The sequence below is a fragment of the Sorangium sp. So ce295 genome (assembly GCF_051527405.1).
GTDB lineage: Bacteria > Myxococcota_A > Polyangia > Polyangiales > Polyangiaceae > Sorangium > Sorangium cellulosum_B.
On record NZ_CP150324.1, the window covers coordinates 12,780,018 to 12,795,044 of the forward strand.

Consider the following 15,027-nt stretch of genomic DNA (forward strand, 5'->3'; position numbering starts at 1 on the left):
AGCTAGCTCATCGCCTTGCCGATGAACTCGTGCAGCTCGGGATCATTCCCGTGTTGCGTTCTCACCGAGGGCTCCTCCCGGTACATCGTGTTGAGCGCCCTCTCGATGCCGGGGTTCTTCCCCGTGAACGCGTCGATGAGCTCCCGCATGCGCTTCACGATCTGCTGCACCGGCGCGCTCTTCGGGTCGGAGCCCTTCTGCATCTGCGCCCGCATGTCGTCGTAGATCTGCTTCCACGCCGACTCGGCCTCACGCATCTTCTCGGGGCCCATCGCCTCTGCGCGCTGCTTGAGCTCCTCGAGCTGCTCTGGGGTGTAATATTTCTCGCTCATGGTCATCACCTCGATGGTTTGAAGGAGCTGCTCCACAGAGACGTCCTCTCCCGACCGCAGGACGTGGGCCAGGCCCTCGAGCCGCGCGCAGAGCCGCTGCTCCAGCGCGATCTGCTCGCGCAGCCGCGACAGGTGGAGCTCGATGGTCTGGAGCGGAGAGAACCCCGGCTGGTCCAGGCACGCGGCGATCTGCTCCAGGCTGAAGCCGAGCTCGCGCAACGACTTGATCTGCTGGAGCCGGGCGACGTCGCCCGCCGAGTACATCCGGTGCCCCGACGCGGTGCGATGCGACGGGACGAGCAGGCCGATCTCCTCGTAATAGTGGAGCGTGCGGACGGAGAGGCCGGTCTGCCGGGCGAGATCGCCGACTTTCAACGGTGCTGAACGCATGGCGTTACCCCTGTTTCCAGGGCGGGTGAGCACGTCCATGCCCCGGAGGCTAGGTCCTCACGTAGCGTGAGGATCAAGGGCCCGCCTTCACTTTTTTCGCTCGACCGGGGCGCTGCGCGGAGCGGCTCGGGCGGGACAGGCCTCTCCCTCGCCCCGCGCAGGGTCACCGCATGCGGAGCGTGTATCTCTCGACCGACCTGTACTGAGGTGGCCAGTCGATGTCGAAGCCCTGCTCCGCGGCGGCGTGCCGGGTCCAGTACGGGTCGTAGAGGTGCGCCCGCGCGAGCGCGCACAGGTCGGCTCTCCCGGCCGCGACGATGCTGTTCACGTCCGCGTAGCTCTGGATGTTGCCCACCGTGATCGTCGGCACGCTGGCTTCCAGCCGCACGAGCTCCGAGAGCGGCGTCTGGAACAGCCTGCCGTGCTCCGGTTTGCTGGACGGGTCCGTCTGTCCTGCCGAGACGTGGATGATGTCGGCGCCGTGCTCTCGCAGCATCGTCGAGAGCGTGATCAGATCGTCCGTCGTGAGCCCGGAAGGCGCCCAGTCGGTGGCGGAGATGCGCACGCTCATGGGCTTCTCCGCCGGCCACGCGGCCCGCACCGCGTCGAACACCTCCAGCGGGTAGCGCATCCGGCTCTCGATAGGACCGCCGTACGCGTCGTCGCGCCTGTTCGTGAGCGGCGAGATGAAGCTCGCGAGCAGGTAGCCGTGCGCGCAGTGCAGCTCGATCAGGTCGAACCCGGCCTCGTCCGCCCGCCTCGCGGCCTGCACGAAGTCCGAGGTCACCTGGTCCATGTCCCCGCGGTCCATCGCCTTCGGGACCTGGCTCTCCGCCAGGTACGGGATGGCGGAGGCGCTGAGCAGCGGCCAGGCGCCGCGCTCGAGCGGCACATCCATGCCCTCCCAGAGCAGCTTCGTCGCGCCCTTGCGCCCGGCGTGGGCCAGCTGGACGCCGATCTTGGCCCGGGAGCGCGCGTGGACGAAATCGACGACGCGGCGCCACCCCTCGACGTGGCCGGGGCGATAGAGCCCCGCGCAGCCCGGCGTGATGCGCGCTTCCGGGCTGACGTCGGTCATCTCCGTGATGACGAGCCCTGCGCCTCCGAGCGCCCGGCTGCCGAGGTGGACGAGGTGCCAGTCGTCGATCTGCCCGTCCTCGGCCGAGTACTGGCACATGGGCGACACGACGACCCGGTTCTCCAGCACGAGCGATCGGAGCCGGAACGGCGTGAACATCGGCGGCGGCGGCGTCGCATCCCCGGCGAGGAGGCGCGCCCCCGCCTGCGCTTCCGCCTTGCGCGCCACGTGCGCGTCGATCTCGCGCACGAACGCCGGGTCGCGCGCCTTCAGGCCCTCGTGCGTCACCCGCAGGCTCCGCGTCAGCAGGCTGAACATGAACTCCACCGGGTCGAGCGCCATGTAGCGCTCGGTGTTCTCGAACCACAGCAGGCTCACCTGCGCGGCCCGCTGGAGCGCGAGCACCTTGGGCTTGCGCTCCGCCTCGTAGGCGGCGAGCGCCTCGGGCACGCCCCGGTGCCGCTGGAGGCTGTCGACGAGCGCGATGGCGTCCTCGAGCGCGAGCTTCGTCCCCGAGCCGATCGAGAAGTGCGCCGTGTGCGCGGCGTCGCCGAGCAGCACCACGTTGCCCGCGCTCCAGCGCTCGTTGTGCACCGTGGGGAAGCTCCGCCAGACGCTCCGGTTCTTCAGCAGCCGGTGTCCCTGGAGCTTTTCGGCGAAGAGCTCCTCGAAGTACGCGATCGTCTCGTCCTCGCCGGCGCGATCGAGGCCCGCGCGCCGGAAGGTCTCTTCCCGGCACTCGACGATGAAGGTCGAGCGCTCCGGCTCGTAGCGGTACGCGTGGACCCGGAAGAGGCCGTGGCGGTTCTCCTCGAAGTAGAAGGTGAAGGCGTCGAACGGGAACGTCGTGCCGAGCCACACGAACCGGTTCGGGCGGACGTCGATGCGCGGCCCGAACCGGTCGGCGAACCGCTCGCGGATCTGGCTGTTCACCCCGTCGGCCGCGACGACCAGATCGCTCTCGGCGGCGGCCTCCGCCGGGTCCGTCACCTCCTCCTCGAAGCGCAGGACGACGCCGAGCTCCCGCGCCCGGTCCCCCAGGATCGCGAGCAGCTTCCGGCGCGAGAGGCCGCTGAAGCCGTGCCCCCTCGACACGAGGACGCGCCCGCCGAAGTGCGCGTGGAGCTCGTCCCAGTGGGCGAGGCTGCTCCGGATCGCGTCGTAGCTCGGGCGATCCGCGTCGGCGAGGCCGTCGAGCGTCGCGTCCGAGAACACGACCCCGAAGCCGAAGGTGTCATCGGGCCGATTCCGCTCCACCACGACGACCTCGCGCCGGGGGTCTGCCTGCTTCGCCAGGAGGGCGAAATAGAGGCCTGCCGGCCCGCCGCCCACGCATGTGATCCTCAACGCCCTGCTCCTCTGCTCCCGCGTCTGCCCGCGCCGGAGCCTACACGAGAACGCCGAGGTACAGCGCCGCTCCGGTGGAGATCAAGGGTGGACAGGATCGAAGAACGGGATTTCCAGGACGCGCAAGAGCTGGTTCGCATCATCGCCCGATCGAGCGCGGCAGTCCGCATCGTCACTCCGGTTCGCGCAGGCAGCCGGCGATGCGGTCGTCAAAGACGATCACCACACCCGATTTGGAAAATTCGAGGGGATGCTTCTGCCGTCCTGAATCCCTCCGCAGGAGCGCCTCCCGGCGATCGACGAAGGGGTTGGTCGGCGGGAGGAAGTAGGGTAAGCGTTGATCAGAAGAGCGATCGCCGGGAATATAGACCGAGCCCCGAGGTGACGGGCGCACGTACCGCTCTGCTTCAAATATTCTCCTTAGCCACGATGCGGCTTATCGCCGGGGCACGCCTCGGCATGGGCCAGGTGAATTCCACCCGAACGGCTGGTCACTCCATGATCAAGACAGCGCCGCCCGACACCGAGCGATCGGTACCGTTCCTCCGCCGTTCCATCGCGGCGGGCATGTTCGCGATGGGGCTCGCCGGCCTGACGGCGGCTGCCTGCACCGGGCAGCTCGGCGATGGGAGCCCGGGCAGCTCGGGCAGCTCCAACGACGACAGGCCCATCGATCCGACCACCGGGAAGCCGGCCGCGTACGACTGCAGAGAGGCCCGAACGAGCCCCGGCGTGCTGCGCCGTCTGTCCAGGGTCGAGGTCCAGCTGACGCTTCAGGACCTGTTCCAGCTCGACGAGCCGCCCGCCGTGGACAGCATCCCGGAGGACACCGGCCAGGGCGGCTTCCGGACGATCGCCGCCCTCCAGAACGTGTCGGATCAGCACCTGCGCGCCTACCTGGCGATCGCGGAGACGCTCGGGCAGGAGCTCATGGCGGACGAGGCGCGCCGGACAGCGGTGCTCGGCTGCGAGCCGGAGGCCGACGATTGCCTCGATCGCTTCGTGCAGCGCTTCGGCAAGCTGGCGTATCGAAGGCCGCTCTCGGCCGAGGAGGCGAGCGATCTGGTCGCGCGGGCGAGCGAGGTCGCGCGGGACAGGGAGGACGCGTTCCGCTTCGTCATCGAGGCGCTGCTGACCTCGCCCAGCTTCCTGTTCAGGATCGAGGTCGGCTCGGCCGGCTCGGAGACGTCGACCTTGACGCCGCTGGAGCTCGCGTCGCGGCTGTCGTTCACGCTGTGGGGCCGGTCCCCGAGCGCAGCGCTGCTCGAGCGGGCGGAGTCCGGCGAGCTCGACAGCGACGAGGGCCTCCGCGCGGTCGCGGAGGAGATGGTCGAAGACGAGCGGACGCAGGTCTTCTTCAACGCCTTCTTCAAGCAGTGGCTGACCTTCGAGCAGCTCCGCGCGCCGGTCAACCCGGACGCCTCGTTCACGCCCGCCCTGCTCGAGGACATGATCGCCGAGAGCGAGCTCGTCCTCGGCGAGCACGCGTTCACTCCAGACATCGACTTCTTCGACGCGCTCACGGCGAACCACACGTATGTCACCCCGGCGCTCGGCAAGTTCTACGGCCTCGAGGTGCCGGGGGACGGCGTGAGCCGCGTGGAGTTCCCGGCCGGCCACCACCGGGCGAACACGGGGCTGCTCACGCACGCGAGCCTCATCAGCGCCAAGAACGACGGCGATCTCATCGCCGTGCGCGGCCAGTGGCTCCGGGCGGCCTTCCTCTGCGAGAAGATCTCGATCCCCGCGGGGCTCCTCGAGCAGCTGGAGAGCGAGCTCTCGGGCCTGACCTATCTCGAGGTCCTCGAGAAGCGCAACACCCAGGAAGGGTGCGCTGGCTGCCATGCGCTCATCGATCCCATCGGCGTCGGCTTCGCCCAGTACGACAAGCTGGGGAAGTACGATGGGAGCATCGGTATCGACGAGTTCGGGCTGGAGCCGCGCCTGGAAGGCGCGGCCAACGAGTCGTTCGACTCGCTCGCTGCCCTGGCGGCGGAGCTGCGGCGGAGCCCCGATCTGGCCGCCTGCGTCGCGGAGAAGCTGTTCATCTACACCCAGGGGCGCGAGCCGGCGGCCGAGGACCGCTGCGCGATCGACGCCTCCGCGGGGAGCTTCACGCAGGACGGCAACCGGTTCCGCTCCTTCCTGACCGCCATCGTGCGCTCGCCCGAGTTCCGGCTGAGGAGGGCGCCAGAGTGACGTGCTCGCAGACGGTTCGACCGACGGAAGAGGAGTGTCGCCAGTGAAGATCTCGAGAAGAGCTCTGCTCCGCGGGGCGGGTGTCGCGGTCGCCCTGCCGTTCCTCGACGTGATGCGGCCCCAGCGCGCCAGCGCTGCGCCGGCGGATCCGAAGCGTTTCGTGGCGTTCTTCGTCCCGAACGGCACGGATCCCGGGGCGTGGCACCCGAAGACGGAGGGGCCGCTCTCGGCGGAGGGGCTGCCGCCGTGCCTCGTGGACATGAACGGCTTCGACGCCGAGCGCGAGTGGCCGGCGGGGGACGCGATCTGGCGCGACGTCACCCTGGTGTCCGGCGTCGACCACCAGGCGATCTGCTCCGACATCCACAGCCCGGCCATGGCCCTTTGCGCCCACACCGACGGCGGCGGGACGGCCGTCCCGCGCAAGGCCACGCTCGACCAGTACCTCGCCAACCACATCGCGGCCGAGACCCCGTTCCGCAGCCTCAACCTGTCTCCCACGGGCGACACGGCGGTCACGCAGGGCTTCATCTCGTTCAGGGACGGCGGTCAGGTCGAGGATGCCTTCCGCGATCCGGCGAAGGTGTTCGACACGCTCTTCAGCAACCTGGGCAACCCCAGCGAGGAGATGGACGACATCCGGCGGCGCCGCGCCAGCGTCCTCGACTGGGTGCGAGAGGACGCGAGGCGCCTGAACCTGCGCCTCGGCGCGGCGGATCGGGCGCGCGTGGAGCAGCACCTCGAGTCGGTGTTCGAGCTGGAGAAGCAGATCCAGTCGACGACGCCGTCGGGCTGCACCGTCCCCGGCGCGCCCACGAAGGGGCAGAACCTGCACGGCAAGTTCAAGCAGATGATCGATCTCGGGCTCCTCGCCCTCACCTGCGACCTGACGCGGGTGCTCGTCCTGCAGTACTCGAACAGCTGGGGCCTCGACTTCGCCGGGTACGATCTGCCCGACGGCGTGGGGGACTGGAGCGACCACTTCATCTCGCACAAGCTCGGCGATCGGGACCGCGCGACCGATCTCGACGGGCTGCCGCAGGCGGAGGCGATGCGCATCGCGAACGCCCGCGTCGTCCAGACCTCGCGGTTCAAGGTGCGCCGCTTCGCCTACCTGCTCAACGCGATGAAGGCCGCCCAGACGGCGACAGGCAACCTGCTCGACGAGTCGCTCGTGCTCTACACATCAGAGAACGGCGACGGGGACTCCCACGGTCGGACCAACATGCCCATCATGCTCGCCGGCCACGTCGGGGGGTTCCAGACAGGCCGCGCCATCAAGGCCAGCAAGCCCCCGACCGGCGCGCTCCATTGCTCCATCATCAACTACTTCGGCGTCGAGCTGTCGGAGTACGGCGACCCGGCGAGCGGGCCGATCGCCGGCCTGTGAGCCTCGCGCGCCGCGCGGCCTGCGCGTGACACCTACCAGCGCTCGACCTTCGATGGGCCCGCCTGCTCGCGGCTGCTGAGCAGCTCGCTCGCCGCGGTCGGGCAGGGGACGTGCATCCAGCCCGGGCAGTGTGACGCCGTGCGGGCATGAGCGGCACAGCTCTCCGCGCGCGAGCGGCGGACGCGCCGTGCGCTCAGGCCGCGCGCGTCCGCCGGATGTGAGCGACGTGGATGCCAGAGAAGGGGGTGAGGCATGGAATCGCTGGGACGGTATTGGTGGCTGCTGGCCCTGAGGGGCGTGGTCGGGATCCTGTTCGGGATCTTGTTCTTCGTGTGGCCGATCCCATCGCTCGCCACGCTCGTGCTGCTGTTCGGCGTGTGGGCGTTGTTCGACGGCTGCGCCGCGTTCGCGTCCGCGATCAGCGGCCGCGGCGGCGTGTATTCCGTGGTCGAGGGCATCTTCGGCGTCGGGATCGCGGTGCTGACGTTCTGGCGGCCCATGATCACCGCGCTCACGCTCTACGGCGTGGTCGCCGCGTGGGCCGTCGTGATGGGCATCTTCAAGATCGTCAGCGCGGTGAAGCTCCGGCACGTGATCGCCGACGAGATCTGGCTCGGGCTGAGCGGCGCCGCCTTCTTGATCTTCGGCGTCCTCATGGTGGCGCTCCCGGCGGCCGGCGTGCTGGCGCTCGTCTGGTTCATCGGAGCGTTCGCGATCGCCGAGGGGGCGATGCTCATCGGGCTCTCGATGCGCCTGCGCCGCGTGCCGAGCCTGGTCGCGCCGCTGCGCATGCCCTGACGCCCGGCGGGGCGCCATGGAGCGGAGCGCGCCCGTCAATCGATCTGCAGGTGGTAGTGCGCGGGCGTCGTCTCCTCGAGCACCAGGACGCCCCCGACCTCCGCGGTGCTCTCGAGGAACGCGCGCTTTTCCTTGGGCGACATGGTCCTGTTGCGCACGTCGACGGCGCCTTTGCGCAGGTGCGCGGAGACGTAGATCCCCCGGTCGATCTGGTCCTGGATCACGGCTTCCATGGCGGCGACCACCTGCTCCGGCGGCTTGCGGGAGTTCGCCTGATAAGCCTTCTTGATCTCCTGGACGGCCGCCTTGTTGCGGTAGAGCTGGAGCAGGTCCTCGCCGAGCCTGAGCTTCGTGAACATCGCCCTGGCCTGGCGGTTCGCGTCGCGTGTCCCGCTCGTGATCACGAGGTGCTCGCGCGTGCGTCGCGCGTAGCCCTGGTCGATCTGCTCGACCTTCGCGGCGATCTTCGCCGGGAGCGTCACGCCCGGGAGCACCTCGTACGGCGGCGGGGCCCACGGCTCCGTGGGCACGGCCTTCCCGAGCGCCGTCAGGGGCGGCAGCTGCGCGCGCCGCTCCTCTTCCTCCGACGGCAGCTCGTCGCACTCGGGTCGGGTCGCCGGCGCGGCGGCGCGCGGCGCGGCGCTCGCTGTCCCTGCGGCGCGCGGCGCGCTCGGGGCCCGCGGCGCGGCGGTCGCCGGCGCCGCGGGGGCGCTCGTGCCAGGCGGATCGAGGCCAGGCAGGCCGAAGCTGGGCAGATCGATGGACTCGATCCGCTCCCTGCATCCAGCCGCGCAAAGCAGCGCCGCGGCGAGGGCGCGCAGGCGGCGCGGCGGCTCCAGGGAGCGTTCCTGTGCGGCTGCTCGGCGTGTCGGAGGCGTCGGCAAAGCCGGTCCAGCGTGCCATGGCGCGCGGCGCGGGCGAAAAAAACGGCGGCGCGCGACGTCGCGACGTCGCGACGTCGCGATGTCCACCAACTCGACGCGCGGGGCCCCGCATCGACTACACAGCTCCCCATGCCCCATGCTCCCCTGACCGGCCGTATCGCCCTCGTGACCGGCGCCGGTACCCGCCTCGGCGCCGCGACGGCCCGCGCGCTCGTGGCCGCAGGCGCCGACCTGGCCGTCCACTACGCCACGAGCGCCGCCGGCGCGGAGGTCGTCGTCGACGAGGCGCGCTCCCTCGGCCGCCGCGCCGCCGCGTTCCAGGCGGACCTCCACGACCGGGGGGCGCTTGCCGCGCTCGCCCGCGCGGTGCTCGACTGGTCGTCTGGCCGGCTCGACCTCCTGGTCCACAACGCGGCGAACTTCGATCGGGTCCCGCCGGCCGAGCTCTCCGCCGACGCGTGGGATCACGCCATGGCGCTCAACGCGACCGCGCCGTACCTGCTCACGCTCGAGCTCGCCCCAGCGCTCCGCGCCTGCCGCGGCAGCGTCGTCGCGATGGTGTGCGTGAGCGCCGAGCGCCCCTGGAAAAATTACATCCCGTATTCCGTGTCGAAGGCCGCGCTCGCGCACCTGGTCCGCGGCCTCGCCGTGGGGCTGGCGCCGGAGGTGCGCGTGAACGGCGTCTCACCCGGGACGGTGCTGCCGCCGTCCTCCTACGACGAGGCCACGCTCGCTCGCCTCCGCGAGCGCATCCCGCTCCAGCGCATCGGGGAGGCGGAAGACGTCGCCCGCGCCGTGGTGTTCCTTGCTGAAAACGACTTCATCACCGGCCAGATCCTCGCGGTCGACGGCGGCGTCTCGGTCGCGTGACGCGCCGCCTTCTCGCTCGGGTCGATCCGCCCCAGCGTGAACGGGCGCGCGCTTTGGCTTGAACGACCTCACCTGATCGACCCATAGTTCGAGCCTCATGAGCCACACGCCCGAGACCAGCGCCGCCCCCCTCCAGGCAGATCCTGCCCACAGCGCGCCCGCCGGCGGCGCCCCGGCCGAGGCGCCCGCGGCTGCGGCTCCCGGCGCGGAGGCCAAGCCGGCGAGCCACGACTCGACGCTGCCGGAGGCGCTTGTCGCGTTCATGCTGGAGCGCTGGACGCCGGCGTCCGGCGAGCTCCCGCAGGCGATCGCGCACGCGGACGTGTTCGCTGCCCGCCGCCGCGCCCTGTCGAAGCTCTTCCCGGCGGAGACGCTCATCATCCCCACCGGGCACGAGAAGGTGCGCGCCAACGACACGCACTACCGCTTTCGCCCGGGCTCGGACTTCTTCTACCTGACGGGCAACCTCGAGCCTGACTGCGTGCTCGTGCTGCAGCCGCAGGAGGGGGGCGGGCACCGGGACATCCTTTTCGTCGAGCCGAACCCCGGGCGCAGCGACAAGACGTTCTTCACCGATCGCGCCAAGGGCGAGCTCTGGGTCGGCCCCCGCCTCGGCGTCGAGCAGAGCCGCGCGCACTTCGGCGTCGACGAGTGCCGCGGGCTCCCCGAGCTGGACGCGTACCTGAGCGGCCTCGTCGGTACGGTGACGCGCCCCCACCGCGTGCTCCGCGGCATGTCCGAGCGCGTCGACAAGCTCCTCGCCCGGCACGATCGCGACAAGCAGCTCGGCGAGGCGCTCTCGGAGATGCGGCTCCTCAAGGACGCCCTCGAGGTGCAGGAGCTCGAGGCGGTCGTCGCGTCGACGAAGCGGGGCTTCGAGGACGTCATCCGCGCGCTCCCCCGCGCTCGGAGCGAGCGAGAGGTGGAGGGCACCTTCAACCTGCGCGCCCGGGTCGAGGGCAACGACGTCGGCTACGGGACCATCGCCGCGTCGGGCCACCACGCGTGCATCCTGCACTGGACGAGGAACGACGGCGCGCTGGAGCCGGGCAAGCTCCTCTTGGTCGACGCCGGCGTCGAGGGCAACGCGCTCTACACGGCCGACATCACCCGGACGCTGCCGATCAACGGGAAGTTCTCCAAAGAGCAGCGCGAGATCTACGAGCTCGTGCTCGAGGCGCAGGAGGCGGCGATCCGCGAGGTGAAGCCGGGCAACGACTTCATGGAGCCGAACCGGGCGGCGATGCGGGTGCTCGCCCGGGGGCTCGAGCGGCTCGGCATCCTCCACGTCTCCGCCGAGGAGGCGCTCAAGGAAGACAGGCAGCTCTACCGGCGGTATTCGCTCCACAACGTGAGCCACATGCTGGGCCTCGACGTGCACGACTGCGCGCAGGCGCGGCAGCAGGTCTACAAGTTCGGCAAGCTCAAGGCGGGCATGGTGCTCACGGTCGAGCCGGGGCTCTATTTCCAGCTCGATGACGAGACCGTCCCGGCCAGGTACCGCGGGATCGGGGTGCGCATCGAGGACGATATCCTCGTCACGGAGACGGGGTATCGGAACCTGTCGAGCGATATCCCTAGGTCCGTGAGCGACGTGGAAGCGTGGATGGCGGGACTCTGGGCCACGCCGAAGTGAACTGAACGGCGGGCGGGGGAACGGTCCACGAGGAGGCGGGCGCGACCAGACGCGGGGGCCGCCGGTGGAGGGTGGGGCCGCGCGGGAGGGCGGCGGGGGTCCCCCCACAAACTCGCGCCTTTTGGGGGGCTACTGCCACACAGGGGGGGTGGGGTGGGGTCGGGGGCGACTCGCTTCGATGCGGGCCGGCGCTCGGGTTTGTGGGGCCCACCCCCGCCGCCCTCCCGCGCGGCCCCACCCTCCACCGGCGGCTCTGCCGTGGGGAGCGGTGGCCGGGAGCTTGGGCAGCCGAGCTCGGGCTTGAGGGGCGGTGTCTGGGGGTTCCAGGAAGTCCGTGGTTGCGGTTGGCGGTGGATGCCATCGGGACACGGCGAGGGGGGCGAGGGGGGGCTGGCGCACGGACGCAATGAGCGCGGCGCGAGGATGCTGGAGCGATGGCTGCTCGCGGGCGGCGGCGCTACCCTGGCGAGGAGGAGACCCGCATGCACACGTCTCGCCTTCTGCGTTGGCCAGGGACCGCAAATCTCCGAACCGGACGCGCGCTCGCGACGTCGCTGCTCGCTGCGACCGCGCTGGTCGCCGTGTCGGGCGCGGTCAGGGCCGACGACGGGACGGACAGCCAAGGCGCCGGGGCCGCCCTCGCGGCGCGCTCGCCGGGGATGCTCGAGCCCCGCCTCCCTGGATACGTCAACCCTGCGCTGCCCGTCGACGTCGGTCCGTCGCTGCGCGGCCCGGACCTCCTGAGCGAACCGGTCGCGACCGCGGGGGAGCCGCTGCACGGCATGGCCTCCGAGCTCGACGAGACCAGCTACGACATCCCAGGGCAGATCGTCGTCGACGCGCGCGACGACCTCGACGACGCCTCGCTCGCGGACCTCGTGCGCGACTTCTCGCTGCGCGTGCTGCCGACGGCGCTCACGCCACAGACCAGGATCCAGATCGCCACGGTGGACGGGCCGGTCAGCGCGACGCTGGAGCGGCTCGCGCGCGATCCGCGCGTGGAGGCGGCGGAGCCGCTCGCCTGGGTGCGCGCCTCGTTCGTCGCGAACGACCCGCTGATGAAGGACCAGTGGCACATGGCGCGCGTGGGCGCCGAGCGCGCGTGGGACTTCGCCTCCGGCCGCGGCGTCACCGTCGCCGTTGTCGATACGGGCATCGCGTGCGAGGACCACGGGCCCTTCACCAAGGGGACCGACCTGGCCTCGACCGAGTGCGTGGAGGGATGGAACTTCGTCACCAAGACGAACCACGCCAACGACGACCAGGGGCACGGCACGCACGTCGCCGGGACGATCGCGCAATCGACCAACAACGGCCTCGGCGCCGTGGGGCTCGCGTTCCACGCGCGGCTCATGCCGGTCAAGGTGCTGAACGAGAGCGGCTGGGGCACGACCGCCGACGTGGCCGACGGCATCCGGTGGGCGGCCGAGCACGGCGCCCAGGTCATCAACCTGAGCCTCGGCGGCCCCCGCAACTCCAAGGTGCTCCAGAGCGCGATCGACGATGCGGTCGCGCGCGGCGCGGTCGTCGTCGCGGCGGCCGGCAACACCGGCGGGCGCGTGCAGTTCCCCGGCGCCTCCGATGGCGTCATCGGCGTGAGCGCCACCGACGTGAACGACAAGATCGCGCGGTTCTCCTCGCGCGGCCAGGGCGTCGACGTCGCCGCGCCCGGGGTGAACGTCACCCAGCAGACCATCTGCAACCGCGGGCGCGACAAGTGCCAGAATTTCTACGCGTACAGCGGCACCTCGATGGCCGCGCCCCACGTGGCCGGCGCGGCGGCGCTGCTCGTGAGCCTCGGCGTGACCGACCCGCGCGCGGTCGAGGACGCGCTCCGCGCAGGCGCGCGCGTCGTCGACGACTCCGACGGCGGCAAGCTCCTCTACGGGGCCGGCATCCTCGACGCCGCGAGCTCGGTCGTGCGCGTGACGCAGAGCCACATCGTCGTGCGGCTGCTCGCGCTGCTGGTGCTCGCGACCTGGGTCGCGCGCCGCGCCCGCAAGAAGGACGCGACCGCCACGAGCCCGTGGCGGGCGAGCTTCCTCCTCCCGGCGCTCGCGGCGGGGCCGGGGCTGTTCTTCTTCGCGCCGTGGCTCCTGCCGCGCGTGGAGCTCGCCGTCGACGTGCTGGCCCGGCCGATCGCCGACCTCGACCTGCTGATCGGCGCGTCGGTCCACCGCTGGCTGCCGCTCGCCAACGCGCTCGTCCCGCTCGGCCTCACGGCGCTCTTCTTCGGCGTGAAGCGGCTCCGGCCGGCGATCGCGGGCTTCGCCGTCGGCACGGCGGCCTACCTCACGTCGGTCGTCCTGCTCGGCGAGGCCGCCGGTCCCTTCGGCCGGATGGCCCTCGTCGTGTGGTGCGCGGTCAACGCCGCGGCCTGCCTCTGGATCGCCCGGACGAACCTGTCCACACGCTGAGCCGGCGCCTGCCGCGCTCGCTCCACGGCCAGGCGGTGCGCCCGGCCGTCATGACCACCCTGCAAAAACGAGCTAGGATGCCGGCGATGCGGTCCGGCACCTTGCTCCTACCTTTCATGCTGCTCCTCGGGGCGTGCGGCGGCTCCTCCAGCGAGACGCCGTGGCCCGCCGAGCCGCGGGGCCCCGCGCTCGGTCCCACGGACGAGGCGTCGCCGGACGGGCCGGCCAACTCGAGCGCGGCCCCTCAAGGCGCGGGCGAAGGCTCGGCGGACGAGGCCGACGCCGGCCGGTGAACCGGCGGCGGAGGATGGCATGGCGGACATCCGGACGGCAGGCGAGCAGCGGAGGGCCTGGCTCTCCGCTGCGCTGCTCTCCGTCGCGCTGCTGGTCGTGCCGCTCCTCGTCTGGCTGCTCCTGCCGCGCCCCAGCCCCGTGATGCCGGTCCGGCGCGAGCCGGCCGCCGCGCTGATCCCTCCACCGCAGCCGGAGCTCACGGCGCCGCGCGAGGTCGAGGCGCCGCCGGCACCGTCCGCGCCGCCAGCGCCCCCACCGCCGCCACGCGAGGTCACGGCCGCGAGCGTGGGGCCGGTCCGCGGCGTCGTGCTGGATCCGGAGGGCCACCCCAGCGCCGGCGCCGTGGTCAGCTGCCGCGAACCGCCCGGCAACTCTGCGAGCGCCGACGCCGAGGGGCGCTTCGAGCTGCCGCCCGAGGCCGACGGTTGTACCGCCACCGCCGCGCTGCAGCCGTACGGCGACGCCGAGCCCACGCGCGTCGCCGCGGGCCGCGACAACGTCCTTCGCCTGCTCGCCGCGGGCGCGATCGTGGGCGAGGTCGTGGATCCATCGGGCAGGCCCGTCGAGGCGTACCTCCTGGCGATCGAGTCGTTCACGCCGGCCTCGTCCGGCGCGCACGCGGGCGTGAACGGCCGCGCGCGCAAGGTGTCGGATCCGGGCGGCGCCTTCCGGTGGGACGCGCTCGCCCCCGGCCGCTACGTGCTGACGGCGAGCTCGGCCGGACGCCCGCCTGCCCGGAGCCGGCCCGTCGACGTCGCGGCGGGCCGCGCCGCCGAACGCGTGCGCATCGTGCTGGCGCAGGGCGCGACGCTGAGGGGCAGGGTCGTCGACGCCGCGTCGCGCGCGCCGGTCGTCGAGGCCCAGGTCGAGCTCGACTCCGCGACCTCGTCGGGCGCGAACGCGATCTCGCTCGCGCTCACCGACGCGAACGGCGACTACGAGCTCGAAGGGGTGCCGGCCAGCGGCCCGTTCTCGGTGCGCGTGCGCCACCAGCAGTACATGGCCAAGATCGTGTCCGGCCTCGACGCGCGCGGCGCGCAGTCGACGCGCGTCGACGTCGAGCTCCGCCAGCTGGACGACGGCGGCGCGCGCGAGGAGCTCACGGGCATCGGCGCGATGCTCTCGCTCTCCTCGGGGCGCGTGATCATCGCAGGTGTCGTCGAGGGAGGGCCTGCGGCGTCCGCCGGGCTCCTGGCGGGCGACGTCATCGCCCGCATCGACGGCCGGCCCACGACGGAGCTCCCGCTCGCCGACTGCATCCAGCTCCTCCGCGGCCCGGCGGGGACGGTCGTCTCCGTCGGCGTGGAGCGGGAAGGGCGCACCCTCGACGTGACGATACGGCGCGACGTCGTGGTTCGGTGAACGGCCGCGCGCCGAGGTGCTAAGGGTCGG

General features: G+C 71.7%; 12 protein-coding genes. 8 read left to right on the forward strand and 4 right to left on the reverse strand.

The genetic code is table 11. The features are described 5' to 3' along the window. Window positions 1-2 precede the first annotated feature (2 nt). From WMF11_RS48235 to WMF11_RS48245, 3 genes are all read right to left on the reverse strand, one after another. A complete protein-coding gene (locus WMF11_RS48235) occupies window positions 3-722 on the reverse strand; it encodes a MerR family transcriptional regulator (RefSeq protein WP_437975574.1) in 720 nt (239 codons plus the stop codon). Between the two features lie 163 nt (window positions 723-885). Beyond that, window positions 886-3,147 (reverse strand): bifunctional salicylyl-CoA 5-hydroxylase/oxidoreductase, encoded by a 2,262-nt coding sequence (locus WMF11_RS48240; RefSeq protein WP_437975575.1) that lies wholly within the window; start codon window positions 3,145-3,147, stop codon window positions 886-888. 172 nt (window positions 3,148-3,319) lie between these two features. Then, window positions 3,320-3,541 carry a hypothetical protein gene (locus tag WMF11_RS48245; protein ID WP_437975576.1) on the reverse strand — a complete coding sequence of 74 codons (222 nt, stop codon included), beginning with the start codon at window positions 3,539-3,541 and terminating at the stop codon, window positions 3,320-3,322. Window positions 3,542-3,645: 104 nt separating this feature from the next. Between WMF11_RS48245 and WMF11_RS48250 the strand changes: the two genes are divergently transcribed. The 3 genes from WMF11_RS48250 to WMF11_RS48260 all read left to right on the forward strand — a co-directional run bounded on the left by WMF11_RS48250 (window position 3,646) and on the right by WMF11_RS48260 (window position 7,534). After that, the gene (locus tag WMF11_RS48250) at window positions 3,646-5,346 is read left to right on the forward strand and encodes a DUF1592 domain-containing protein (protein WP_437975577.1); all 1,701 of its coding nucleotides are present in this window, start codon (window positions 3,646-3,648) and stop codon (window positions 5,344-5,346) included. 43 nt (window positions 5,347-5,389) lie between these two features. Beyond that, the gene (locus WMF11_RS48255; RefSeq protein WP_437905768.1) at window positions 5,390-6,736 is read left to right on the forward strand and encodes a DUF1552 domain-containing protein; all 1,347 of its coding nucleotides are present in this window, start codon (window positions 5,390-5,392) and stop codon (window positions 6,734-6,736) included. A gap of 252 nt (window positions 6,737-6,988) precedes the next feature. Further along, window positions 6,989-7,534: an HdeD family acid-resistance protein gene (locus tag WMF11_RS48260; RefSeq protein WP_437975578.1), complete on the forward strand. Its 546-nt coding sequence runs from the start codon at window positions 6,989-6,991 to the stop codon at window positions 7,532-7,534. Window positions 7,535-7,569: 35 nt separating this feature from the next. Here WMF11_RS48260 and WMF11_RS48265 read toward each other — a convergent pair whose 3' ends face one another. Further along, a complete protein-coding gene (locus WMF11_RS48265) occupies window positions 7,570-8,418 on the reverse strand; it encodes a hypothetical protein (protein ID WP_437975579.1) in 849 nt (282 codons plus the stop codon). Between the two features lie 129 nt (window positions 8,419-8,547). Here WMF11_RS48265 and WMF11_RS48270 point away from each other — a divergent pair, with 129 nt between their 5' ends. The 5 genes from WMF11_RS48270 (at window position 8,548) to WMF11_RS48290 (ending at window position 14,997) form a co-directional block, all read left to right on the forward strand. After that, entirely contained in the window at window positions 8,548-9,288 is a 741-nt protein-coding gene (locus WMF11_RS48270) for an SDR family oxidoreductase (protein ID WP_437905771.1), read from the forward strand. A gap of 97 nt (window positions 9,289-9,385) precedes the next feature. Continuing rightward, entirely contained in the window at window positions 9,386-10,924 is a 1,539-nt protein-coding gene (locus WMF11_RS48275) for an aminopeptidase P family protein (protein WP_437975580.1), read from the forward strand. Between the two features lie 482 nt (window positions 10,925-11,406). Next, window positions 11,407-13,341, forward strand: a complete 1,935-nt coding sequence (locus WMF11_RS48280) for a S8 family serine peptidase (RefSeq protein ID WP_437905773.1) — start codon at window positions 11,407-11,409, stop codon at window positions 13,339-13,341. An 86-nt stretch (window positions 13,342-13,427) separates the two neighbouring features. After that, window positions 13,428-13,634 (forward strand): hypothetical protein, encoded by a 207-nt coding sequence (locus WMF11_RS48285; protein ID WP_437713825.1) that lies wholly within the window; start codon window positions 13,428-13,430, stop codon window positions 13,632-13,634. A gap of 19 nt (window positions 13,635-13,653) precedes the next feature. Continuing rightward, window positions 13,654-14,997: a carboxypeptidase regulatory-like domain-containing protein gene (locus WMF11_RS48290; RefSeq protein ID WP_437975581.1), complete on the forward strand. Its 1,344-nt coding sequence runs from the start codon at window positions 13,654-13,656 to the stop codon at window positions 14,995-14,997. Window positions 14,998-15,027 lie beyond the last annotated feature (30 nt).

Excerpts from the sequence above, each read along its gene's own strand:
- WMF11_RS48275 (WP_437975580.1), top strand. The coding sequence starts at position 9,386 with ATGAGCCACACGCCCGAGACCAGCGCCGCCCCCCTCCAGGCAGATCCT.
- WMF11_RS48250 (WP_437975577.1), top strand. The coding sequence starts at position 3,646 with ATGATCAAGACAGCGCCGCCCGACACCGAGCGATCGGTACCGTTCCTC.
- WMF11_RS48270 (WP_437905771.1), top strand. The coding sequence starts at position 8,548 with ATGCCCCATGCTCCCCTGACCGGCCGTATCGCCCTCGTGACCGGCGCC.
- WMF11_RS48280 (WP_437905773.1), top strand. The coding sequence starts at position 11,407 with ATGCACACGTCTCGCCTTCTGCGTTGGCCAGGGACCGCAAATCTCCGA.
- WMF11_RS48285 (WP_437713825.1), top strand. The coding sequence starts at position 13,428 with ATGCGGTCCGGCACCTTGCTCCTACCTTTCATGCTGCTCCTCGGGGCG.
- WMF11_RS48260 (WP_437975578.1), top strand. The coding sequence starts at position 6,989 with ATGGAATCGCTGGGACGGTATTGGTGGCTGCTGGCCCTGAGGGGCGTG.
- WMF11_RS48235 (WP_437975574.1), bottom strand. The coding sequence starts at position 722 with ATGCGTTCAGCACCGTTGAAAGTCGGCGATCTCGCCCGGCAGACCGGC.
- WMF11_RS48290 (WP_437975581.1), top strand. The coding sequence starts at position 13,654 with ATGGCGGACATCCGGACGGCAGGCGAGCAGCGGAGGGCCTGGCTCTCC.